We start from the raw sequence: 23,508 nt of genomic DNA, 5'->3' as shown, positions 1-23,508 counted from the left end.
CCCCTTATCGCCATCTCATTTAGACGGGTCGAACAGGGATCACCTCCTGTGCGCCCAGTCGCTTCTCGGCACGCTTAGTTCGGTCGACAATGTCACCGGCTAGTTGGCCACACGCTGCGTCAATGTCATCGCCTCGTGTTTTACGTACCGTCACAGTAAAGTCGTATTCCATCAAGGTTTTCATAAACCTATCAATACGAGAATTACTCGGTTTGTTGAACGGTGATCCAGGATACGGGTTAAATGGGATCAGGTTAATCTTCGCTGGGGTGTCTTTTAATAGCTCTGCGAGTTGGCGCGCATGCTCCATGTAGTCATTGACATGATCCAGCAAGATATATTCTACCGTCACACGGCCGCGGTTGGCATTTGAGGTTGCGATATAACGGTGTACCGCATCCAAAAAGGCCTCGATATCCCAACGATCGTTAATTGGCATGATTTGGCTACGCAGCTCATCGTTCGGCGCATGCAGTGAGATGGCCAAGGCGACATCGATTTTGCCAATCATTTGCTCCAAGCCAGAGACCACACCCGATGTCGACACGGTGACTCGGCGCTTAGATAAGCCATAAGCATTGTCGTCGAGCATCAAATTCAGAGAAGGGAGAAGGTTTTTCATGTTGAGCAGCGGCTCTCCCATGCCCATCATCACCACGTTAGTGATCGGACGACGGCCCGTCTCTTTCTCAATGCCGATCTCTTTCGACGCACGCCACACTTGCCCGATGATCTCAGACACACGCAAGTTGCGGTTAAAACCTTGTGCCCCGGTTGAGCAGAACTTGCAATCAAGCGCACAGCCTACCTGAGAGGAGACACACAGTGTCGCGCGGTCATCTTCGGGGATATACACGGTTTCCACGTCTTGACCGCCCACACGCATTGCCCATTTGATGGTGCCATCTTGGGAGTAATGCGCTTCACTGACTTCTGGGGCTTTAATTTCTGCCACCCGCTTGAGCTTCTCACGCAACTTCTTGTTGATGTTGTTCATTTCATCGAAGTCGTCGCAACCAAAGTGATACATCCACTTCATGACTTGGTCAGCACGGAAGGCTTTTTCGCCGAGCTCATCAGCGAAGTAGGCACGCAATCCTTGCCTGTCAAAATCAAGCAGATTAACTTTCTCTGTCGTCATTGGGGGTTGCCTCGTAAGAACTAGCTAGGTGGTAAGACTGAATCATCGCCTCACGCGTGCCGATGTCTTACCTTGATCATAGCCAAGATATCTCCTCGGGACGCGCTTAAGGCGCGAAATTGTACAGGCTTTAGATCACAGTTTCCACTCTCTAACAGCGGGGTTATTCAATGTGGTTGTCTGATTTCGATAGGCAGAAAAAAAGAGGCTGACGCCTCTTTTTGAAGATTAAAAAGCAGGTGTTTGATTTAGCAGCGAGGATGAATTTCATCCGCGGTAAAAAAGTACGCGATTTCGCGCTCTGCAGACGCAGGGCTATCAGAGCCATGCACTGAGTTATATTGCATGCTTTCCGCATAGTCAGCGCGCAATGTGCCACACGCTGCTTCTTCTGGGTTGGTTTTTCCCATCAACTCACGGTAGCGGCTAATCGCGCTCTCGCCTTCTAGTACTTGCACCATGATAGGGCCTGACGTCATGAACCCAACCAAGGATTCAAAGAAAGGCTTCCCTTGGTGCTCGGCATAAAATCCTTCTGCCTGCTCTTTGCTAAGATGGAGCATTTTCGCCGCCACGATACGCAAACCTGCACTTTCGATACGCTGATAAAGCGTGCCAATTAAATTACGCTCTACGGCATCAGGTTTAACGATAGAAAAAGTGCGTTCAATGGTCATTCGCTTGTCCTTTCACTGTCTGAATCTGGCCCGCTAGGGGCAACAACGCGCCTACCCTAGCAAATTTCCTCGCGTGTCCCTATGACCAATCGGGTGAAGCGTTAACTCACACAAAATTTTTGTTAACCTTTCACCCAAGGTGTCACAGGTCTATTTCGCTTGGTCGAGCAATACACGCGCTAGGGTTTTCACACCCATACCGGTCGCGCCCACGGCCCATTTATCATTGGCCGCTTTGCGGTAAGTGCCAGAGCAATCAATGTGCATCCAGCCTTTTTGATAATCCTCAACAAAGTAGGAAAGGAACGCCGCCGCGGTGCTCGCACCTGGCATGTACGCCCCCATGGATGCATTGGCAATATCCGCAAACGAGGAAGGCAGCAGCTGGCGATGGAACTCGGCCAATGGCAACGGCCACATGCCCTCGCCTTCTTTTTGTGCCGCGTCAAGCGTACGGTGTGCGAGCTCATCGTCGAAACTAAACAGCGCATGATAGTCATTACCCAACGCGGCTTTTGCCGATCCGGTGAGCGTGGCACAATCAATCAGAAGTTCAGGTTTTTGTTCACTGGCGTACATCAGGCCATCAGCGAGCACCAAGCGCCCTTCCGCATCGGTATTGAGCACTTCAACGGTCACGCCATTTTTGTACGTGATAATATCACCCAACTTGTAAGCACTGCTTGAGATCATGTTCTCGGCACAGCAGAGTACCAGTTTAACGCGTTTATTCAGCCCCTTGGCAATCGCCATCGCCAGCGCCCCGGTCGCCGTCGCTGAGCCGCCCATGTCCGCTTTCATGGTGGTCATAAAGTCGGAGCCTTTAATGCTGTAGCCCCCAGAATCAAAGGTGATCCCTTTCCCCACCAAACAGGCATACACAGGCGCGTCCGGATCGCCTGTAGGGTTATAGTCAAGTTGTAACATGGTCGGTTTGCGCGCCGAGCCACGACCGACGGTATAAATGCCATTCCAGCCTTTTTCTAACAGGTCGGTACCGGAAATGATTTTATAAGTGACTTGGTCGGGGGCCATGGACTTAACAAACTCCCCTGCACGCGCCACTAACTGATGTGGCCCAACTTCTTCTGCCGTTTGGTTGATAATATCGCGTACCCAGTCACCCACGGTCTGTCGAAGCTCGAACTCTTGCGTATCGGCATCGTTCAACACGGTCTGCGTAAAGGCGACCTTATTTTTGGGGCCACGAAGCCCTTGGTAGAACGCCCAGACTAATTCAAGATCCCAGTGTTCTCCTGTGAGTGTCAGCGCAGGCACACCTTGCCCTTCAAGCTTGCGCGCCGCTTGTTGCACCTTGTCTCGCGGGTTGGCATCGCTCGACACATGGATCACCGCGTTGTCAGCGTCAAAGGAGACCAGCGCGTTATCGCCCCACTGTGGCGCCGCCGGCTGATGCGACAGGATAACGTTTAATGAATCTGACATATTGCACTCCTTGTACTGTCTCGCTGCTTTTACTGTACAGCGTGTCTCACTGGGCTCTCAGACAAACGCCTGGACGCCTCAGCGATATGAAAAAAGCGAGCCCATTGGCCCGCTTTGAATGTATGTTTTATTGGCCACAGGTACTGTGCCGAGCCGGAGACGATAACACAAGTATTATCAATCACTCGCGAGAGCTAGCCCTCAGTCTCGCTCATCCATCCAGCACATGATGATCGCCTCGAGGATGCGCTCATTGGAACGCTCTGGGTCATCGTCAAAATCATCCAGTTCAGTGATCCACTGATGCAAATCAGTAAAACGAACCGTTGTTGGATCGACATCTGGGTAGGCGTCACAAAGCTCGATTGCAATATCGAGCGAGTCTGTCCATTTTAAGCTCATCTTGCTTCTCCGTCCGTTACAGCCTTGGATTAATGGTTTTCGGCTGCGTGATTCAAGGTATAGCGCGGGATCTCAACCACCAAATCTTCATCGGTAATTTTTGCTTGGCAACCCAAGCGAGACTCCGGCTCAAGCCCCCACGCTTTGTCGAGCATGTCATCTTCTAGCTCATCACTTTCGTCTAACGAGTCGAACCCTTCACGGATCACCACATGGCAGGTGGTACACGCACACGACTTTTCACACGCGTGTTCAATGCCAATGCCATTTTTCAACGCCACGTCGAGGACTGTTTCCCCTTCTTTCGCTTCCAATTCCGCACCTTCTGGGCATAACTCGTGGTGCGGCAGAACAATAATCTTAGGCATGATTACACCTCATCAATGGATTGGCCGGCCAACGCATGACGAATCGATTGATCCATGCGGCGTGCCGCAAAGGTCTGGCTGGCTTTGTCTAATGCTTTGATCCCGGCTTCAATGGCGGCGCCATCATCACCGTTGCGCAAGGCAATCAAGGCTTCTATTTCTTTCACCAAAGCTTGCTGCTCATCAGGGTTGAGCAGGTTATCCCCGTCTTGTTGCATGGCAACCAGCAAGCCTTCGATCACACGATCGGCTTCCACACGCTGCTCCGCCAAGTAGCGGGCATCTTTGTCTTCTTCCGCATGGGTAAATGACGATTTGATCATGGTGGCAATCTCATCATCACTCAAGCCATAAGAGGGCTTCACTTGGATAGACGCTTCCACTTCGGTGGATTTTTCCATCGCCGTCACGGACAACAAGCCATCAGCATCTACTTGATAAGTCACGCGAACATGGGCCGCCCCCGCCGTCATCGGTGGGATGCCTTTGAGGCTAAAACGTGCTAATGAGCGGCAATCGTCTACCATTTCACGCTCACCTTGTACCACATGCACTTTCATGCCGGTTTGGCCATCTTTAAACGTGGTGAATTCTTGCGCTTTTGCCACAGGAATGGTGGTGTTGCGTGGGATAATTTTCTCCACCAAACCGCCCATGGTTTCGATACCAAGAGAAAGCGGGATCACATCTAACAGCAACATGTCAGAGTCTGGTTTGTTGCCCACCAAAATATCAGCTTGTGTCGCGGCGCCAACGGCAACCACTTTATCTGGATCGATGCTGGTCAGTGGCTCGCGACCGAAAAACGTACCAACCTGTTCACGCACGGCGGGAACACGGGTAGAACCGCCCACCATCACGACTTCCAGCACCTCATCGGCACTGACACCGGCATCTTTTAATGCGCGGCGGCATGACATCAAGGTTTTCTTAATAAGTGGAGCAACCAATTGATCGAACGTTTCACGGCTCAACTCGCCTTGCCACCCCAGCACATCGATGGACGCGCTGTCAGCAGAAGAAAGGGCAATTTTCGCCTGCGTGGCGGCGTGCAGCACGGTACGGCGCTGATCGCCACTGAGGGTGTCAAACCCGGCTTGCTCACAGATCCATTGCTCGAGTAGATGGTCAAAGTCGTCTCCGCCCAATGCGGAATCGCCGCCGGTCGCCATGACCTCAAACACGCCCTGAGACAAGCGTAGAATCGAGATATCAAAGGTGCCGCCACCTAGGTCATAGACCGCAATCACCCCTTCTTGGCCCGAATCAAGGCCATAAGCAATCGCCGCAGCGGTAGGCTCGTTAAGCAAACGCAGCACGTTTAGGCCTGCCAGCTTCGCCGCATCTTTAGTCCCCGCACGTTGTGCGTCATCAAAATAAGCGGGTACGGTGATCACCACACCTTCAAGCGCGTCGCCCAAACTTTTTTCCGCACGTTCGCGAACGGTGCGTAAGATATCGGACGAGCCCTGCACTGGGTTAATCGCGCCACGGCGGGTTTCCACTTGTGGCAAGCCATTTTCGGTTTGTGAAAACTGATAAGGAAGTTGCGGATAACGGGCTTGCACATCGTCTAATGAACGCCCCATCATGCGTTTGACAGACACCAAGGTATTGGCGCTATCCGTTTGCACGTGTGGGAGGGCGTCATAGCCCACGGAAATGGCATCATCACCGTAATGGACCACAGAAGGGATCAGTGGTCGATCTTGTTCGTCGTTCAAGGTGGTTGCGGTACCGCTTCGTACCGTGGCCACCAAGGTGTTGGTGGTACCCAAATCGATGCCGACCGCGTGCTTGTGCTCATGCGGCGCGGCACTTTGACCGGGCTCTGAAATTTGTAACAGTGCCATGTCTAATCCTTAAACTTTACTGCGTTGACAGGCGAAAGGGCGATCAACTCATCAGCTGATCTTCGACACGCTCCACTTCATGGCGAAGCTTTTCTGCGAACTTGAGTTTACGCACAATCACGGCGGCCTCTTGCCACTGTGACGCAGCCAATGCCTGTTTAACCTCTAGAATCAATGCGTCGTAGAGTGACTGGGCTTTTTCACCAAAATCAAACAGCGCCGCTTCATCTTGGCTATCGGTAATCGACTCGAGCTCCTCACGCAACGTCATTTGCTGCATCAGGAACTCAGGATCCTGCATGGTTTGCTGTTCGTCTTTTAAGTCAATACCTTGCAACGTCAGCATATACTCAGCGCGTCGAACCGGATCTTTTAACGTCTGAAACGCGTCATTCACTTGCGATGCTTTCTGTACCGCCTGCAGACGGGTTTTCTCGTCTTGGCTAGCAACATTATCGGGATGGTACTGACGTTGCAATTCCCGAAACGTTGAAGAAAGCGAGCTACCGTCCAGCTCAAACTGATACGGTAGCTCGAAAAGTTCAAAATGATTCATGTGCTCTCACGGATTACACGTTGAAGCTTTCGCCACAACCACATTCACTACTCACGTTAGGGTTGTTGAATTGAAAACCTTCATTCAGGCCTTCTTTAACAAAATCCAGCTCTGTCCCTTCGAGATAGAGCAAGCTCTTACCATCGACGATTACCTTGACATCATCGTACTCAAAAACCTGATCGCCTTCTTGCAGCTCATCCGCAAATTCGAGTACATAGGCCATGCCTGAACACCCTGACGTTCTCACGCCCAGGCGCAAGCCAATGCCTTTGCCACGGTTATTGAGAAACGCTCTGACGCGATCTGCTGCCGCCTGTGTCATGGTAATAGCCATATATCAACAACCCCTTCGTTTTACTGCTGGTGTTTTTTCTTGTAATCACTGACCGCCGCTTTAATGGCGTCTTCCGCCAAGATAGAGCAGTGCACCTTGACGGGTGGTAGCTCTAATTCTTCTGCGATCTCAGAATTTTTGATCGCAGCAGCGTCGTCAATCGAGCGGCCTTTCACCCACTCGGTAACCAGTGAGCTCGAGGCAATCGCCGAGCCGCAGCCGTATGTTTTAAACTTGGCGTCTTCGATGATGCCTTCGTCATTCACCTTGATTTGTAGTTTCATGACGTCGCCACACGCAGGGGCACCAACCATGCCATTACCAACCGATGGGTCGCCTTTCTCAAACGAGCCAACGTTACGTGGGTTTTCGTAGTGGTCAATTACTTTATCGCTGTAAGCCATAATCGTTTCCTCAATATGATTGCTCACTGTTGCCAGCTGGCGCGTTATTCGAGTTAGTGGTGCGCCCATTCAACGGTACTTAGATCGATACCGTCTTTGTACATGTCCCAAAGTGGTGACATTTCACGCAGCTTGTTAACTGCTTCACGCACTTTCTCAATCGCATAATCCACTTCTTCTTCCGTCGTAAAGCGACCAAAGGAGAAGCGCAGCGAGCTATGTGCGAGCTCATCGTCGCGTCCAAGCGCACGAAGCACATAGGAAGGTTCAAGGCTTGCTGAGGTACACGCAGACCCTGACGATACCGCCAGATCTTTCAGTGCCATCAGCAATGACTCGCCTTCAACAAAGGCAAAGCTCACGTTTAGGTTATGTGGAACACGCTGTTCCAAATCGCCATTGACGTAAACTTCTTCTAAATCTTTCACGCCTTCATAAAAACGCTCGCGCAATGCCAGCGCATGTTGGAAGTCTTTCTCGCGCTCTTCTTTCGCGATACGGAACGCTTCACCCATGCCCACAATTTGGTGAGTAGGCAATGTGCCTGAACGCATACCACGCTCGTGACCACCACCATGCATTTGCGCTTCAATGCGTACGCGTGGCTTACGGCGAACGTACAAGGCACCAATGCCTTTAGGGCCGTACGCTTTGTGTGCGCTGAACGAGATCAAATCGATTTTCATCTCTTTGACGTCCAGTGGCACTTTACCCACTGACTGCGCCGCATCGACGTGGAACATAATTTTACGTTCACGACAAAGCTCGCCAATCGCAGAGATATCTTGAATCACGCCAATCTCGTTATTCACGTGCATGATTGACACTAAAATCGTGTCATCACGCATCGCCGCTTCGAGCTTCTTCAGATCGACCAGGCCGTTTTCTTCTGGCTCAAGATACGTCACCTCAAAGCCTTCACGCTCCAGTTGACGGCAAGGGTCAAGCACGGCTTTATGCTCTGTTTTGCAGGTAATAATGTGCTTGCCTTTCTTGGAGTAGAAATTAGCAATACCTTTGATAGCCAAGTTGTCTGACTCAGTCGCGCCAGAGGTAAACACGATCTCACGTGGGTCGGCATTGCAGTAATTGGCAATGTTCTCACGCGCTGTATCAACCGCTTCTTCTGCTTGCCAGCCAAAGCGGTGTGAACGAGAGGCCGGGTTACCAAAAAACCCGTCCATGGTCAGGTACTGACTCATTTTTTCAGCAACGCGCGGATCCACCGGACACGTGGCTGAATAATCAAAATAAATGGGCAATTTCATGTTTTTCTCCAATTACACCGACATTGGTCATCAGGAGCGAACGTTCACGCCTATGGTGGCGCTATCTTGTTTGACCTTCGAGCTAAATGTGTTTCTGGGCGCCAATGAGGCATCCAGTTTAGCGTCCTGACGATCTGCTACTTGCTTCACTTCGTTATCATGCATCAGCTCACCGAGCGTGATGTCGTTTAAAAAGCCGCTAATTCGGGCACTTAAGTCGTGCCACAGAGTATGTGTTAAACAACGGGTGCCGCCTTGGCAATCCGCTTTACCTTGGCACTTGGTCGCGTCGACAGATTCGTCAACGGCAGCAATCACGGCCCCCACGGCAATGTCACTTGCCGCAATACCGAGGCGATAGCCGCCGCCGGGACCACGTACACTTGTCACCAACCCCGACTTGCGGAGCCGTGAAAAAAGTTGCTCAAGATAAGACAAGGAAATGCCTTGACGCTCAGAGATGTCCGCCAGTGGTACAGGACCCTGCTCGGCATGAAGCGCCACATCGAGCATGGCGGTAACCGCATAACGGCCTTTCGAAGTCAATCTCATAACACGCTACCTGTGGTGAATAGATGCTCAGATAGTTACATACCCGAGTAATTTGGTCAAGTATTTACCTGAGTATTTTTGTCAGGTTTTCACCTTAAGTTACGCATGCTCGGTTGAAAGGATCACTGAGCGCGATGATTATCGGTATTTTGCTCGCGCGATGCCGCTTGTTGGGTCACTTTTTCGATGGATGACAGCACCCCCCGTAAAATATTTAACTCTTGGCTCTCAAGTCGCGCTCGGTTAAAGAGCCGACGTAACTTGGTCATCACCATCCCGGGATGCTGAGTACGGATAAATCCGGTTTTGCTAAGGACCGTTTCTAGGTGCTGATAAAACCGTGAAAGCTCTTCATTTAAAGGGTAGGTTTGTTCCAGCGTGGGGCCTTGATAGGCTTGACTGTCTAACCAAGCGACGCGCATTTCATAGCACAGGGTTTGTACCGCCATCGCCAAGTTCAACGAGCTATAGTCTGGGTTGGACGGAATCGACACATGATAATGACAGGTCTGCAGCTCTTCATTGGTCAAGCCAGTGCGCTCGCGACCAAAGACAATCGCCACCGGGTGAGTACTCGCCTCTTCCACGGCCTTTTTACCGCATTCGCGCGCATCGAGCATCGGCCACTCGAGTGTCCGGCTTCTTGCACTGGTTCCCACCACAAGGCCACAGTCTGCCACTGCCTCTTCTAAGGTACCGACGACCCGCGCATTGTTGGCGATATCACTGGCACCGGCCGCCAACGCAATGGCTTGGCCATCCACTTTACATTCGGGGGCCACGAGGGTCATATTGCTAAGCCCCATGACTTTCATTGCCCTTGCGGCTGAGCCAATATTACCGGAATGGGAAGTTCCCACCAATACGACGCGGATTTGATCTAGCATGATGTTGTTTTCGTCTCTTACGCTGTGCACCCTTGGTGGGGTGGGCAGGTGTCTGTTAGATCTGCGCAGTTTATCACAGTGCAATCGATAATACTTCTCAGCTAAGCGTGTCGCGCCAGTTCACGGACGTCGCGACGGTCAAAAAATACCCACTTTCCTTTTGCTCTGGCTCTGTTATACTCCGCCCCGCTTTCGTTCTTTAACATCCGTTGGGAAAACCGTATGCATCCGATGCTAAACATCGCCGTCCGTGCTGCACGGAAGGCTGGCGACTTTATCGCCAAATCTGCAGAAAACAGAGACAACATCGAAACCGCGCAAAAAGGCAGTAATGACTTTGTCACTAATGTCGACAAAGCGGCAGAACAAATCATCATCGACATCATCAAAAAGTCCTACCCGGACCACACCATCGTTGGCGAAGAGTCAGGCGTGGCTGAAGGGAAAGATAGCGACTATCAATGGATCATCGACCCACTGGATGGCACCACCAACTTCGTTAACGACTTTCCCCATTTCAGCGTGTCTATCGCGGTGCGTATTAAAGGCCGCACTGAGATCGGCTGCGTTTACGACCCTATCCGTAATGAGCTATTCACCGCACAACGTGGTGCTGGCGCACAACTCAATAACAAGCGTATTCGTACCGGTAGCGCCAAAGAGCTCGACGGCACAATCTTAGCGACGGGCTTCCCCTTCAAAGCAAAGCAACACGCTGAAGGCTTTATGGCGGTCGTGAGCGCGTTATTCGTTGATTGTGCTGATTTCCGTCGCACCGGCTCTGCCGCGTTGGATCTTTGCTATGTGGCCGCAGGCCGTGTTGATGGCTTTTTTGAGCTTGGCCTGAAACCGTGGGATATCGCGGCAGGCGAATTGATTGCCCGTGAAGCTGGGGCGATTTGTACCGACTTTAACGGTGGAACCGACTACATGCGTAGCGGTAACGTGGTAAGCGGTGCACCACGCGTCGTAAAAGGCATGCTGGCCAAAGTGCGCGAGAACGCCCCTGAGTCGATGAAAAAATAATGCTTCCCTCTGGGTATAAAAAAAGCGACGCTCGGTGAGCGTCGCTTTTTTTATGCCGTCAAATCATCGGCTGTCTCTTTAACACTGAGTGCCATACTGGCTGCGACGCACACCGAGTGTGCAATTCGCCCCGCAACAGACGCGGGGCGAGCGCATCAAGGCATCGCGTCAAACTCTTGCCCTTCTTTTTCCACTTCTGGCACCAACAGGTGCTCACGCGCAATACCCAGCTTCAATGCCAGAGCAGACGCCACGTAGATTGAAGAGTAGGTACCCACAGTGATACCAATCAGCAAGGCCATCGCAAAGCCGTGGATCATGGTTCCACCCAAGGTGAACAGTGCAATCACCACAAACAAAGTCGTGCCCGAGGTAATGGTGGTTCGACTCAGGGTCTGAGAGACAGACGCATTAATGATTTCATCTGACTCACCTTTACGCAGCTTACGGAAGTTTTCACGAATACGGTCGAACACCACAATAGTATCGTTCAACGAGTACCCCACCACCGTCAACAACGCAGCGACAATGGTCAAGTCCACTTCGACTTGGAACAAGGAGAAAATACCCAAGGTAATGATCACATCGTGCGCCAGTGCCATCACCGCGCCAGCCGCCAAGCGCCACTCGAAACGGAACGACACGTAGATCAGGATACAGACCAGCGCGATAATAATCGCCAACCCACCCGCTTCGGTCAGCTCGTCACCCACATTCGGGCCAACAAACTCGATGCGGCGCATTTCTACCTGATCACCCGTACCTGTTTTGATGGCATTGAGCACCTCGTTACCGAGGTTCTCGCCTTCCATATCATCACGCGGACGCAGGCGCACCATCACATCAGTGGCACTACCGAAGTTTTGTACCACGGCGTCACCAAAGCCGTCAGCCGCCAGTGACTCACGAATTTGCGGTAAGTCAGCGGGCTGTTCAAAGCCCACTTCTATCAAGGTACCACCGGTAAAGTCGAGCCCCCAGTTAAGCCACTTAGTGGATAGGGTGACGACAGACGCGGCAATCATGGCGATGGACAACACGAAGGCCAATTTAGACCAACGCATAAAGTTGATCGACATGTCCGGTTTAAATATTTGAAACATGCTTGGACTCCCTTAAATCGACAGTTTCTTGACGCGCTTACCACCGTACACCAAGTTAACCAGTGCACGCGTACCAATGATGGCAGTAAACATCGAGGTCAAAATACCGATCGACAGTGTCACCGCGAAGCCTTTTATCGCGCCTGTTCCCACAGCAAACAAGATGATTGCGGTGATCAGCGTGGTGATATTGGCATCGGCGATGGTACTAAACGCGTTAGAATAACCACGGTCGATTGCATGTTGAGGATTGCGTCCTTCGTGGATTTCTTCGCGGATCCGCTCAAAAATCAGCACGTTGGCATCGACCGCCATCCCCACTGTCAAGACGATACCGGCAATACCAGGCAGTGTCATGGTCGCCCCTGGGATCAGAGACATAATACCGATGATCAAGACGATATTGGCGAGCAAGGCACAGTTGGCAAACAGACCAAAGCGACGATAGTAAATCAAGGTGAAGAGCATCACCGCCACCAAGCCCCAGATACAGGCTTGCACACCCATGTTGATATTTTGCTGACCCATTGATGGACCAATGGTGCGCTCTTCAACAATCGAGATAGGCGCAATCAAGGCACCTGCGCGCAGCAGCAGCGCCAAGTTATGTGCTTCGGCGGCAGAATCAATGCCGGTAATGCGGAAATTACGTCCCAAAGCAGACTGGATCGTGGCTTGGTTAATCACTTCTTCGTGTTTTTCCAAGATCACTTTGCCGTCTTCGTCACGCTCGCCACTGTCTTTGTATTCTGCAAACACGGTGGCCATCAGCTCACCAATATTGCGCTTACTGAAGTCCGCCATTTTGTCACCACCCTCACTGTCGAGAGAGATGTTAACTTGTGGTCGGCTGTATTCATCGCGGGAGGAGCTGGCGTCAGTAATGTGTGAGCCCGTCAAAATGACCCGCTTTTTCAGCACGGCGGGACGGCCATCTCGAGTACGCATCAACTCGCTGCCCGGTGGCACGCGGCCTGCCATGGCGGCAGATAGGTCAGCGTCCTGATCCACTTCGCGGAATTCCAAGGTCGCGGTGGCACCAAGAATTTCTTTCGCGCGTGCCGTGTCTTGCACACCGGGGAGTTCAACCACAATACGGCTTGCGCCCTGACGTTGCACCAAAGGCTCGGCCACACCCAGTTCATTCACACGGTTGCGCAGAATGGTAATGTTTTGCGCCACCGCGTAGTTACGAATCTCTTTGAGGCGCTCTTCTTTGTAAACCGCGGCTAATCGCCCTTCATCTTCATCGACAGAAAAGTTCATGTCGAGGTAGTTGTTCGAGAGCAGTTCTAGCGCTTTATTGGTGTCTTCGGCATTACGCAGATTCACCACAACACGGGTGTTATCTTCTATTCGTAAACCACGATAACGGATACGCGCTTCACGTAAGTCGGTGCGGAAGCTGTCTTCTTGCTGGGTGATCAGCTTTTCTAATGCTGCATCCATGTCCACTTCCATCAGGAAGTGCACCCCACCACGTAGGTCTAGGCCAAGCTTCATCGGGGTAGCACCCAGCGTATCCAGCCACGATGGCGTTGCAGGCGCCAAGTTTAAGGCAACAACATAGTCATCACTGTCGAAACGCGACATCAAGGCATCACGGGCACTGATTTGTGCTTCCGTGTCTTTAAAGCGGGCTAAGACGGTACCGTCTTCGAGCGCAATGGATTGGTAGGAAAGGTCGTTCGATTCGAGGGTCTGTTTGATGGAGTCCAACGCAGTCATATCTACCGAGGCGCCACGCGCCCCGGAAATTTGTACTGCTGGATCTTCACCGTATAAATTGGGAAGCGCATACACGATGCCAATAACCAGTGTTATTAGCACCATGATGTACTTCCACAAAGGATAACGGTTTAGCACAGCATGCATCCTTTATGGTTGCGAGAATTAGAGAGACTGGATAGTACCTTTAGGCAGTACTGCCGTCACGAAGTCTTTTTTGATGGTCACTTCGTTATTATCGTTGAGTGCAATCACAATAAAGTCATTGTCTTCAGCGATTTGAGTGATCTTACCCACTAAACCACCTCCGGTTAGCACTTCGTCCCCTTTGCTCATAGATGCCATAAGGTTTTTGTGCTCTTTGACACGCTTAGATTGCGGGCGGTAGATCATAAAGTAAAAAATCACCGCAAAGAGACCAAGCATGATAAAAAGCTGCATTCCGCCACCTTGTGGTGCGGCTTCAGCGGCTGCGTGAGCTTGTGAGATAAACATTCAATCACGTCCTCGTTCTAGTTGTTGAATTCGAAATTAATCGAGCGGCGGCACTTCCTTGCCACGACGCGCGTAGAAATCCGCTACAAAGGCATCTAATCTACCTTCGTCAATCGCGTTACGCAAACCTTCCATCACGCGCTGATAGTAGCGTAAGTTGTGGATGGTGTTGAGTCGCGCGCCTAGGATCTCATTACAGCGGTCTAAATGGTAGAGGTAAGCACGGCTGTAGTGGCGGCAAGTGTAACAGTCACACTCGGGATCCAGAGGCGAGGTATCACTTTTATGTTTCGCATTGCGGATCTTGATCACACCGCCAGTAATAAACAAGTGGCCATTACGTGCGTTTCGTGTCGGCATCACACAATCAAACATGTCGACGCCACGACGAACCCCTTCGACCAAATCTTCAGGTTTCCCTACGCCCATCAGATAGCGCGGTTTATCCTCTGGCAGCTGTGGACAAGTGTGCTCCAAGATCCGGTGCATGTCTTCTTTCGGCTCTCCGACCGCTAGGCCGCCAACGGCATACCCATCAAAACCGATCTCGGTAAGACCTTCTACAGATACATCTCGCAAGTCCTCGTACACGCCGCCTTGTACAATACCAAACAAGGCATTTTTGTTACCTAATTTGTCAAAGTGATTGCGGCTACGTTTTGCCCAGCGTAGTGACATCTCCATCGACTTTTTCGCTTCGTCATGCGTGGCAGGATAGGGCGTACACTCATCAAAAATCATCACGATGTCTGATCCCAAGTCATATTGGATCTCCATCGATTTTTCCGCGTCCATAAAGATGCGATCGCCGTTCACTGGGTTGCGAAAGTGCACCCCTTCTTCGGTGATTTTACGGATATCGCCCAAACTGAACACTTGGAAACCGCCAGAGTCGGTCAAAATAGGGCCATGCCACTGCATAAAGTCATGCAAATCCCCGTGCAGTCGCATAATTTCCTGACCTGGGCGTAGCCATAGATGAAAAGTGTTCCCTAATAGGATCTCCGCCCCAGTCCCTTTCACTTCTTCAGGCGTCATCCCTTTGACGGTGCCATAGGTACCCACCGGCATAAAAGCCGGCGTTTCCACAGTGCCGCGTTCAAAGATTAAGCGGCCACGGCGAGCGCGTCCGTCGGTTTTTTTCAGTTCGTATTCCACGAATCCTCCTCAGTGCCAGAGAAACAGTCTGGCGTGTGTCTTATGCTAACAGGTTTACCCTGCCGCAAGCATAGCGCACACGGACACAAGAGCCCGTGTTCTCATCATGTCGTCAGTGGTGCTGACGGGTAATAAACATGGCATCGCCATAGCTGAAAAAGCGATAGCGTTCTTCAACCGCCGCACGATAAGCGGCCATGGTATGCTGGTAACCGGCAAACGCGCTTACCAACATGATCAAGGTGGATTCCGGCAAGTGAAAATTGGTCACCAATACATCCACTAGCTGCCACTCATACCCCGGATAGATAAAGATCTGCGTGTCATTAAAAAACGGGGACAGTGGCTCACCTTTTTGCTTGGCCGCCTGTGCCGCACTTTCCAGTGAACGCACCGAGGTGGTTCCCACCGCAATCACCCGCTTGCCTTGTGCTCGCGTTTGATTGACCGCATCAACCACCTCTTGCGGCACTTCAGCATACTCAGCGTGCATGGTGTGCTCTTCAATGTTGTCGACCCGAACCGGTTGGAACGTTCCGGCTCCCACGTGCAAGGTGACAAAAGCAATATTGACGCCTTTTTCTTTAAGCGCTGCCATAATGGCATCGTCAAAGTGTAACCCCGCCGTTGGCGCAGCGACGGCCCCAGGCTTTTGGTTATACACGGTTTGATAGCGTTCTTTATCGCTCTCTTCATCTGGGCGGTCGATGTATGGCGGCAACGGCATATGGCCGATGTCGTTAAGCGTATCTACCACGCCTTTATCGTCGTGTAGCTGGATTTCGAACAGAGCATCATGGCGTGCCACCATCTTTGCTGGGACCTGTCCGTCATCGCCGAGGAATAATTCGGCGCCGGGTTTAGGTGCTTTAGAGGCGCGCACATGGGCGAGGAAACGACGTTCGTCGAGCACACGCTCCACCAGCACCTCTATTTTACCTCCCGACGCTTTGCGACCATACACGCGCGCGGGGATCACACGCGTGTTGTTGAACACCATCAAATCCCCTGGCTCAACCAGATCGAGGATATCCTTAAACTGACGATGTACCACCTCACCGCTTGTGCCATCGAGTGACAATAAGCGACTTGCACTGCGATCCGGTTGCGGATAGCGTGCAATTAACTCATCGGGGAGTTCAAAGTGAAAATCGGATAATTGCATGACATTTGCCTAGATAAAAAGCAGGCCGCTAGTATAGGTAGCCCACCGTGAAGATCAAGCAAGCTGGATGCTTGATTCAGGCATCGTTTACACAGGCGCCAATGAACACAACATTTGCCTCGATGCGCGTAGTTATCTTGATGCATATCACGCCTAACCCGGTACAACTGCACTACAGTGAAAGTATCCCTGTGTACTGATGACAAGGAGGTGCCATGTTTATTGTTGATGATATGATGACCCGGCATCCACACACGCTTAGCCCTGACCATACCCTGGATGACGCGCACCGTTTAATGCGCGCCGAGCGCTTTCGCCATCTCCCCATCGTTGACGATGATGAGCGTTTGTTAGGACTGGTCACACAAAGAGATGTGCTGTCAGCACAAGCCTCTTCACTAGGCAAAACGACCAATGGCGATCACCAGCTCCATACTCCCTTATCACACTTTATCGAGCGGCAACTGGTCACAGTCGACCCCGGGGCGTCACTACGGGCCGCGGCGCTAACCATGCTCGAGCGTAAAATAGGCTGCTTACCGGTGGTGAAGCACCAACGTTTGGTTGGGATCATCACCGACAGTGATTTTGTGGCCATCGCGTCAACATTGCTGGAGATCCAAGAAGAAAGTGAGCCGGTTGAAGAGGGAGAATAAAAAAAGGGAGTGTGAGACTCCCTTTTTATCAGGTTGATAACCGGTATCGTGCGATTAGAATTGATCTTCTTCCGTCGAGCCCGTTAATGCCGTGACCGATGATTGCCCACCTTGGATAATATTGGTCATCTGATCAAAATACCCAGTACCCACTTCTTGCTGGTGCGCGACAAAGGTATAGCCACGCTCAGCGGCAGCGAACTCTGGACGCTGCACTTTTTCAACGTAGTGACGCATGCCCTCACCTTGCGCATAAGCATGCGCCAAGTCGAACATGTTGTACCACATGTTATGAATACCCGCTAAGGTAATGAACTGGTACTTATAGCCCATATCAGACAGTTCTTGTTGGAAACGCGCTATCGTCTCGGCGTCCAGGTTTTTCTCCCAGTTGAAAGACGGTGAGCAGTTATAAGCCAAAAGCTGGTCTGGATACTGAGCATGAATGGCTTCAGCAAACTGTCGTGCTTCTTCCAAGTCCGGTTTCGCGGTCTCGCACCAAATCAAATCGGCATACGGCGCATAAGCTAGGCCTCGAGAAATGGCTTGCTCAATCCCAGGACGCACGCGATAAAACCCTTCGGCTGTGCGCTCACCAACGATGAAGTCCTTGTCGTATGGGTCGCAATCTGAGGTCAATAGATCGGCCGCGTTGGCATCAGTACGCGCAATGACCAGCGTATCGGTGCCCGCCACATCGGCAGCTAAGCGCGCCGCGACCAATTTTTGTACCGCCTCTTGGGTTGGCACCAACACTTTTCCGCCCATGTGGCCACATTTTTTCACTGAGGCGAGCTGATCTTCAAAGTGAACACCGGCAGCGCCAGCTTCAATCATGTTACGCATCAGCTCGTAGGCGTTAAGCACGCCACCAAAGCCTGCTTCGGCATCCGCTACAATCGGTAAGAAATAGTCGGTGCCCTCTTCCGGCGAGCCCCCTTTCGACCACTGAATTTGGTCCGCTCGGCGAAACGCATTATTAATGCGCTTAACGACAGCGGGAACGGAATCAACCGGATACAACGACTGGTCTGGATACATACTCGAGGCTGTGTTGTTGTCAGCCGCCACCTGCCAACCAGACAGATAAATCGCTTCAATACCCGCTTTGGCTTGCTGCACCGCTTGACCGCCTGTCAATGCGCCCAAGCAGTTGACGTAGCCTTTTTTGGCACTGCCATTGACCAAATCCCATAGTTTGGCAGCTCCCCGCTTAGCGACGGTATTCTCCGGCACAAACGAGCCACGCATATTGACGACTTCTTCAGCCGTGTAGGGGCGCTTAACCTGTTTCCAGCGCGGGTTTTCCGCCCAATCCTTTTCCAGTTCAGCGATTTGTTGTTGGCGAGTCAAAGTCATGTTCCATTCCTCTTTGTTAGCAGGGCTGTACCAGCCCCTTACTGTCATTCCATGTTTGTTATTGTGCTTCCATGCCCATTACGGCAAATACTCATAACCCGGTAAGGTTAAAAAGTTAACCAGCTCATCACTGGTAGTGAGCGTTTCCATCAAGGTTGCCGCTTGCCGGTACCGTCCTTGCGCAAAGCGCTCTGCGCCTAGCTCTTTTTCAAGCACCGCCATTTCCTCGGCAAGATACTGAGAGAACAACGCCTTGGTCACCACCTTGCCGTTGCTCAGTGGTTTTTGATGCTTAATCCATTGCCAAATCGACGCACGTGAGATTTCAGCCGTGGCCGCGTCCTCCATCAAGCCATAAATAGGCACACAACCATTACCTGAAATCCACGCTTCAATGTACTGCACCGCCACGCGAATGTTATGTCGCATTCCCGCCTCTGTGCGTTCGCCATCGCAAGGCGCCAGCAACTCTGCAGCAGTAATCTCAGCATCTTGCTCGCGGGTCACCGTAAGTTGATTCGGCTTATCGCCAAGTGCACGGTCGAAAATCGCGCGAGCCGTGTCAGCCAGCCCTGGATGCGCAATCCAGGTGCCATCGTGGCCATTATTGGCTTCTAAGGTTTTATCCTTTTCAATTTTCTCTAGCACCTGCTGGTTTTCAGCCGGGTCTTTACTGGGAATAAAGGCTGCCATGCCACCCATCGCCAACGCGCCACGCTTATGGCACGTTTTGACCAGTAAACGCGAGTAAGCGTTAAGGAAAGGCTTATCCATGGTCACCACTTGGCGGTCCGGCAACACGCGGTCCGGATGATTACGCAATGTTTTGATATAGCTAAAGATATAATCCCAACGACCACAGTTAAGGGCGACGATGTGATCACGAAGGTGATACAAAATCTCATCCATTTCGAACACGGCGGGCAAGGTTTCAATCAGCACGGTCGCTTTGATGGTGCCACGGCTTAGCCCAAACTCGTCTTCGGCAAAGGAAAACACCTCACTCCACCACGCGGCTTCTTGATATGCTTGAAGTTTAGGCAGGTAGAAATAAGGCCCCGATCCCGTCTCGAGTAAACGACGGTAGTTATGGAAAAAGTAAAGAGCGAAGTCGAACAGGGCACCTGGAATTGGTTTACCCTGCCACGTCACGTGTTTTTCGGTCAGGTGCAAGCCACGCACACGGCAAATAAGGCGTGCTGGGTCTTCATTTAGCTGATAGCGTTTGCCTGTATCAGGGTGCTGATAACTGATGGTGCCATTCACGGCATCGCGCAAATTACGCTGCCCGTCAACCACTTGTGGCCACGCCGGCGCAAAGGAGTCTTCAAAGTCCGCCATGAAAACTTTCACGTTGGCGTTGAGTGCGTTGATCACCATCTTCCGGTCTACCGGTCCGGTAATTTCTAGCCGCCGATCTTGTAAATCCTCGGGAATGCCACGGATGGTCCAATCCGCTTGGCGGATCGATTGCGTCTCCGGAAGAAAGTCGGGCAGCTCTCCCGCATCAATGCGTTGTTGACGCGCCTCACGCGCCGCTAACAGTGTGGGTACGCGCGCTGCATAACGCTCAGCGAGACTGGCTAAAAAGCACAATGCATCATCGGTTAAGATTTCTGCCTGCTCTGCGGTGACTGTCTCGTTAATCACCAACGATTCGCGTAAGGTTGAGCACGCTTCCGTCATATCGCCTCCCTGGCTTATCATTTGTAATCCAATCACAACACTATTATCACTGCACGCGCTTGGGCTCTCGTGCAGCACTTGTGTTCTTACGTTGGCTTACATTCGCGCAAAAATCAACCAAGGACAAAATAAAAACGGAAGGATTAATTATTAAAACAACTTAAAAACAAACACTTAAATAGTTTAGAGCATAAGCTTGAATGCGCTTTTTTATGTCCATTATCAGAATGATATAACACTGCTACGGGGATCATAATTTTGTCACCACTTTGTAATCAGTTACGTAATTAAATTACACACCAAGCGCTTTACCCCGTGGCGAAAAAATAAAAAAATATTTTAACTTCAATGACTTATATATAAAAACAAAAAGCAGCACCCTGGGGTGCTGCTTTTTTCGTGATAATAATCCAACGGCTTCGGTGTCATTTTCAACGCTCTTAAACAGACAATCATGCTGCAAAAAGGCAAAAATATCAGTGTAAATCACTTATTTTAGGCTTTTTACTCCCTAGCTGTTGGGGAAAGTAGTCCTGCGACCAGATCAGCAAGCTGGTTAAACGTATTAATCCGACTCGAAGAGGGTCGCCAGACCACTCCTATATCACGGTAGGCCGCTTCTCCCGGCGGCGTTTCTAAATGCACGTCGAGGTTATCAATTAAGCCATGATCAATCGCCATTTGCGGTATAAAGGTCACACCATTGCCGTTTGCGACCATTTGCACCAAGGTGTGTAAGCTGGTTGCCATAAATGGGTTAATCTTCTGTGAGGCCGTCATCTGACAGGCAGAAACCGCATGGTCAGTGAGGCAGTGTTCTCGCTCAAGCAAGAAAACAGATTCATCGGGCAGCGCGTCATAATCGATGGGTAACTCAAGCTGCGCAGCTTGCTTTTGGCTCATCACCATTTTAAACGGATCACGCCCCACCACGCGACGGGTCATGGTGCCAATGTCCATTGGCAGCGCGAGGATAAGGGTATCCATTTCGCCGTGTTTGAGCGCGGTGAGTAAGTTCGCCGTGGTGTCCTCACGCAACAACAAATCTAAGTTGGGGTAATGTCGGTTGACTTGCTGCACCACATCACACAATAAGAATGGCGCGATGGTAGGGATGCAGCCCAGCCGTACTTTGCCGTGCATAGGATCTGATTTAACTTGCGTTAGCTCCATCAAATCCTGACTGCGCGCTAGGATTTCTCGGCTACGGCGCACCACCTCTTCGCCCATCCCAGTGAGTACCAAGGTTTTATTGTCACGCTCAATGAGCTGAGCACCAATCAGATCCTCGAGGTTTTGGATCCCAGCGCTCAAGGTCGACTGGCTCACAAAACACAATTTCGCCGCTTCGCCAAAATGCCGCGTTTCGGAGAGGGTAACCAGATAGTGTAGCTGCTTTAAAGACGGATATTTGTTCATACAGTCATATTTTAAACAATCGTATTTTTCGATTATTACAATCTATTAATTCCACTTTTTTCAATCTAACAAGTTAGCTATAGTTTGTCTCGCTTATATAGGAACCTGATTATCAGGCAAACATTTAAACTAGGAGCTGAGATATGGTACTCGTAGGTCGTCAAGCACCAGATTTTACTGCCGCTGCCGTACTAGGTAATGGCGAAATCGTTGATAACTTCAACCTGAAAGAGTTCACCAAAGGCAAAAAAGCGGTTGTCTTTTTCTACCCACTCGACTTCACTTTCGTGTGCCCATCAGAGCTGATCGCATTCGATAAGCGCCTGAGCGACTTCCAAGCTAAAGGCGTTGAGGTTATCGGTGTGTCTATCGACTCTCAGTTCTCACACAACGCGTGGCGCAAAACGGCTGTCGAAGACGGCGGCATCGGCGCAGTGAAGTATCCACTGGTTGCTGACGTTAAGCACGAAATCTGTAAAGCATACGACGTTGAGCACCCAGAAGCTGGCGTTGCGTTCCGTGGTTCTTTCCTTATCGACGAGGAAGGTGTGGTTCGTCACCAAGTTGTCAACGACCTACCACTAGGCCGTAACATCGACGAAATGCTACGCATGGTTGACGCACTGAACTTCCACCAGAAAAACGGTGAAGTTTGCCCTGCACAGTGGGAAGAAGGTAAAGCGGGTATGGCTGAGTCACCTGAAGGTGTGGCTGCATACCTGTCTGAGCACACTGACGACCTGTAATAAGGTCAAGTGCCCTGCACTGGACAATGTGAGACAATAATGAGGCCCGGCAAACCGGGCCCTTTTTTATCTATCCCACCTCGCCTTACTCAAGGCTCTTCTCTCATCAAGCCATTTCCAATCTAACACTAGGTAATTACCTCTCACCCTGTCACAATAGCGTGGACTATCTTGACACGGTTCGTTTCGTCAAAGGGGTGATATGTCTGTCTTAGTTGAAGTTTGTATTGATAGTATTCGTTCATTATCGCTTGCTGAGCACGCTGGTGCGGATCGAGTGGAACTGTGCAGCGCACTGCGCCTCGGTGGTTTAACCCCAAGTGATGGCTATATGCAACAAGCCGCTCAGAAAGCGCGGATCCCTATTTATGCGATTATCCGACCGCGAGAAGGCGACTTCGTCTATGCCAGTGAAGAGATTGAAGTGATGCTGCAAGATATCGCCAACGCCCGCCAAGCTGGGTGTGCAGGTGTGGTGATCGGCGCACTCACGCCAAGTGGTCAACTCGACTTGCCGGCTATTGATGCCATGCTTGCCCAAGCAAAGGGAATGGGAGTGACTTTCCACCGCGCATTTGATCACTGCCAAGACCCTCACGCGGCGCTCGAAGCAATCCTTGCCCGCCCGACGATTGAACGCATTCTCACCTCCGGGCAAGCGACGAATGCTTGGCAGGGAAAAGAGGCACTCAAACAATGGGTGGACGCCACACGCCATACCTCATTGGCCATCATGCCAGGCGCAGGCGTGACCCCCGACAATGCACAAGCGATTTTAACGACCACCGGCGCACGTGAAATCCACTTGTCGGCACGCACCGAGCAAGTAAGCGTCATGCAATCAAACGCCTGCGCATCGATGGGCGATGGGGACGATGGCAGTTATCCGATCACCGATCCGGAACGCGTTCGTCTCGTCAAAGCCATTGCTCAATCGTTTTAAACCTCGGTGCAATGCCGTGATCAGACAACATGGCAATGTGACCCACTCTAGTCTTTTGAGGTGATATACGCTTTCGCTACTTGAATCCATTGCATCCGAAAAGTGAGTTTTCTACCGTGATCCCATCGCTGTG

At 51.2% G+C, this 23,508-nt stretch carries 24 protein-coding genes; 4 read left to right on the top strand and 20 right to left on the bottom strand.

What is annotated here, in order from left to right; translation table 11 throughout:
* Positions 1 to 19: 19 nt before the first annotated feature.
* From EHW56_RS12070 to trmJ, 12 genes are all read right to left on the bottom strand, one after another.
* Complete coding sequence (locus EHW56_RS12070; RefSeq protein ID WP_046075001.1) at positions 20 to 1,141, bottom strand: bifunctional tRNA (adenosine(37)-C2)-methyltransferase TrmG/ribosomal RNA large subunit methyltransferase RlmN; 1,122 nt, start codon at positions 1,139 to 1,141, stop codon at positions 20 to 22.
* Positions 1,142 to 1,389: 248 nt separating this feature from the next.
* Positions 1,390 to 1,818 carry a nucleoside-diphosphate kinase gene (gene ndk, locus EHW56_RS12065; protein WP_077579555.1) on the bottom strand — a complete coding sequence of 143 codons (429 nt, stop codon included), beginning with the start codon at positions 1,816 to 1,818 and terminating at the stop codon, positions 1,390 to 1,392.
* Positions 1,819 to 1,968: 150 nt separating this feature from the next.
* Positions 1,969 to 3,264, bottom strand: a complete 1,296-nt coding sequence (gene pepB / locus EHW56_RS12060) for an aminopeptidase PepB (RefSeq protein WP_077606520.1) — start codon at positions 3,262 to 3,264, stop codon at positions 1,969 to 1,971.
* A 201-nt stretch (positions 3,265 to 3,465) separates the two neighbouring features.
* Positions 3,466 to 3,666 carry a Fe-S cluster assembly protein IscX gene (gene iscX, locus EHW56_RS12055; protein WP_046075004.1) on the bottom strand — a complete coding sequence of 67 codons (201 nt, stop codon included), beginning with the start codon at positions 3,664 to 3,666 and terminating at the stop codon, positions 3,466 to 3,468.
* Positions 3,667 to 3,695: 29 nt separating this feature from the next.
* Positions 3,696 to 4,034 (bottom strand): ISC system 2Fe-2S type ferredoxin, encoded by a 339-nt coding sequence (fdx, locus tag EHW56_RS12050; RefSeq protein ID WP_046075005.1) that lies wholly within the window; start codon positions 4,032 to 4,034, stop codon positions 3,696 to 3,698.
* 2 nt (positions 4,035 to 4,036) lie between these two features.
* Positions 4,037 to 5,887 (bottom strand): Fe-S protein assembly chaperone HscA, encoded by a 1,851-nt coding sequence (gene hscA, locus EHW56_RS12045; protein ID WP_077606519.1) that lies wholly within the window; start codon positions 5,885 to 5,887, stop codon positions 4,037 to 4,039.
* Between the two features lie 43 nt (positions 5,888 to 5,930).
* Positions 5,931 to 6,443 carry a co-chaperone HscB gene (gene hscB, locus EHW56_RS12040; RefSeq protein ID WP_046075007.1) on the bottom strand — a complete coding sequence of 171 codons (513 nt, stop codon included), beginning with the start codon at positions 6,441 to 6,443 and terminating at the stop codon, positions 5,931 to 5,933.
* Between the two features lie 13 nt (positions 6,444 to 6,456).
* Positions 6,457 to 6,780 (bottom strand): iron-sulfur cluster assembly protein IscA, encoded by a 324-nt coding sequence (gene iscA, locus EHW56_RS12035; protein ID WP_046075008.1) that lies wholly within the window; start codon positions 6,778 to 6,780, stop codon positions 6,457 to 6,459.
* 20 nt (positions 6,781 to 6,800) lie between these two features.
* Positions 6,801 to 7,184: a Fe-S cluster assembly scaffold IscU gene (gene iscU / locus EHW56_RS12030; RefSeq protein WP_046075009.1), complete on the bottom strand. Its 384-nt coding sequence runs from the start codon at positions 7,182 to 7,184 to the stop codon at positions 6,801 to 6,803.
* Between the two features lie 53 nt (positions 7,185 to 7,237).
* A complete protein-coding gene (locus EHW56_RS12025; RefSeq protein WP_046075010.1) occupies positions 7,238 to 8,452 on the bottom strand; it encodes an IscS subfamily cysteine desulfurase in 1,215 nt (404 codons plus the stop codon).
* Between the two features lie 30 nt (positions 8,453 to 8,482).
* Positions 8,483 to 9,004: a Fe-S cluster assembly transcriptional regulator IscR gene (gene iscR, locus EHW56_RS12020; RefSeq protein WP_077579558.1), complete on the bottom strand. Its 522-nt coding sequence runs from the start codon at positions 9,002 to 9,004 to the stop codon at positions 8,483 to 8,485.
* Positions 9,005 to 9,126: 122 nt separating this feature from the next.
* Positions 9,127 to 9,891, bottom strand: coding sequence for a tRNA (cytosine(32)/uridine(32)-2'-O)-methyltransferase TrmJ (gene trmJ / locus EHW56_RS12015; RefSeq protein WP_152799805.1), 765 nt, complete (start codon positions 9,889 to 9,891; stop codon positions 9,127 to 9,129).
* A 222-nt stretch (positions 9,892 to 10,113) separates the two neighbouring features.
* On the opposite strand from trmJ, the gene suhB reads away from it, so the two are divergent.
* Complete coding sequence (gene suhB, locus EHW56_RS12010) at positions 10,114 to 10,917, top strand: inositol-1-monophosphatase (protein ID WP_046075013.1); 804 nt, start codon at positions 10,114 to 10,116, stop codon at positions 10,915 to 10,917.
* A gap of 155 nt (positions 10,918 to 11,072) precedes the next feature.
* Here suhB and secF read toward each other — a convergent pair whose 3' ends face one another.
* The 5 genes from secF to queA form a co-directional block, all read right to left on the bottom strand.
* A complete protein-coding gene (gene secF / locus EHW56_RS12005) occupies positions 11,073 to 12,020 on the bottom strand; it encodes a protein translocase subunit SecF (protein WP_046075014.1) in 948 nt (315 codons plus the stop codon).
* Positions 12,021 to 12,032: 12 nt separating this feature from the next.
* Complete coding sequence (gene secD, locus EHW56_RS12000) at positions 12,033 to 13,886, bottom strand: protein translocase subunit SecD (protein WP_172970037.1); 1,854 nt, start codon at positions 13,884 to 13,886, stop codon at positions 12,033 to 12,035.
* A gap of 27 nt (positions 13,887 to 13,913) precedes the next feature.
* Entirely contained in the window at positions 13,914 to 14,243 is a 330-nt protein-coding gene (gene yajC / locus EHW56_RS11995; protein ID WP_046075016.1) for a preprotein translocase subunit YajC, read from the bottom strand.
* Positions 14,244 to 14,279: 36 nt separating this feature from the next.
* Positions 14,280 to 15,401: a tRNA guanosine(34) transglycosylase Tgt gene (gene tgt / locus EHW56_RS11990; protein WP_077579559.1), complete on the bottom strand. Its 1,122-nt coding sequence runs from the start codon at positions 15,399 to 15,401 to the stop codon at positions 14,280 to 14,282.
* 112 nt (positions 15,402 to 15,513) lie between these two features.
* Positions 15,514 to 16,566, bottom strand: a complete 1,053-nt coding sequence (gene queA, locus EHW56_RS11985; RefSeq protein WP_077579560.1) for a tRNA preQ1(34) S-adenosylmethionine ribosyltransferase-isomerase QueA — start codon at positions 16,564 to 16,566, stop codon at positions 15,514 to 15,516.
* A 215-nt stretch (positions 16,567 to 16,781) separates the two neighbouring features.
* Here queA and EHW56_RS11980 point away from each other — a divergent pair, with 215 nt between their 5' ends.
* Positions 16,782 to 17,222 (top strand): CBS domain-containing protein, encoded by a 441-nt coding sequence (locus EHW56_RS11980; RefSeq protein ID WP_152799809.1) that lies wholly within the window; start codon positions 16,782 to 16,784, stop codon positions 17,220 to 17,222.
* 54 nt (positions 17,223 to 17,276) lie between these two features.
* Here the strand turns inward: EHW56_RS11980 and aceA are convergent, their stop codons facing one another.
* From aceA to EHW56_RS11965, 3 genes are all read right to left on the bottom strand, one after another.
* Complete coding sequence (aceA, locus tag EHW56_RS11975; RefSeq protein ID WP_046075020.1) at positions 17,277 to 18,581, bottom strand: isocitrate lyase; 1,305 nt, start codon at positions 18,579 to 18,581, stop codon at positions 17,277 to 17,279.
* A gap of 78 nt (positions 18,582 to 18,659) precedes the next feature.
* Positions 18,660 to 20,267, bottom strand: a complete 1,608-nt coding sequence (gene aceB, locus EHW56_RS11970) for a malate synthase A (RefSeq protein ID WP_046075021.1) — start codon at positions 20,265 to 20,267, stop codon at positions 18,660 to 18,662.
* A 504-nt stretch (positions 20,268 to 20,771) separates the two neighbouring features.
* Complete coding sequence (locus tag EHW56_RS11965; RefSeq protein WP_152799811.1) at positions 20,772 to 21,686, bottom strand: hydrogen peroxide-inducible genes activator; 915 nt, start codon at positions 21,684 to 21,686, stop codon at positions 20,772 to 20,774.
* Between the two features lie 143 nt (positions 21,687 to 21,829).
* Here EHW56_RS11965 and EHW56_RS11960 point away from each other — a divergent pair, with 143 nt between their 5' ends.
* On the top strand, positions 21,830 to 22,432 hold the full coding sequence (locus tag EHW56_RS11960) for a peroxiredoxin C (protein WP_046075024.1): 603 nt from the start codon (positions 21,830 to 21,832) through the stop codon (positions 22,430 to 22,432).
* A gap of 202 nt (positions 22,433 to 22,634) precedes the next feature.
* Positions 22,635 to 23,375: a copper homeostasis protein CutC gene (locus EHW56_RS11955; RefSeq protein WP_152796194.1), complete on the top strand. Its 741-nt coding sequence runs from the start codon at positions 22,635 to 22,637 to the stop codon at positions 23,373 to 23,375.
* Positions 23,376 to 23,508: the final 133 nt, after the last annotated feature.

The sequence above is a fragment of the Salinivibrio sp. VGrn1 genome, assembly GCF_009377995.1.
Taxonomy (GTDB): domain Bacteria; phylum Pseudomonadota; class Gammaproteobacteria; order Enterobacterales; family Vibrionaceae; genus Salinivibrio; species Salinivibrio siamensis.
This window is presented reverse-complemented; position numbering and strand designations above follow the sequence as displayed.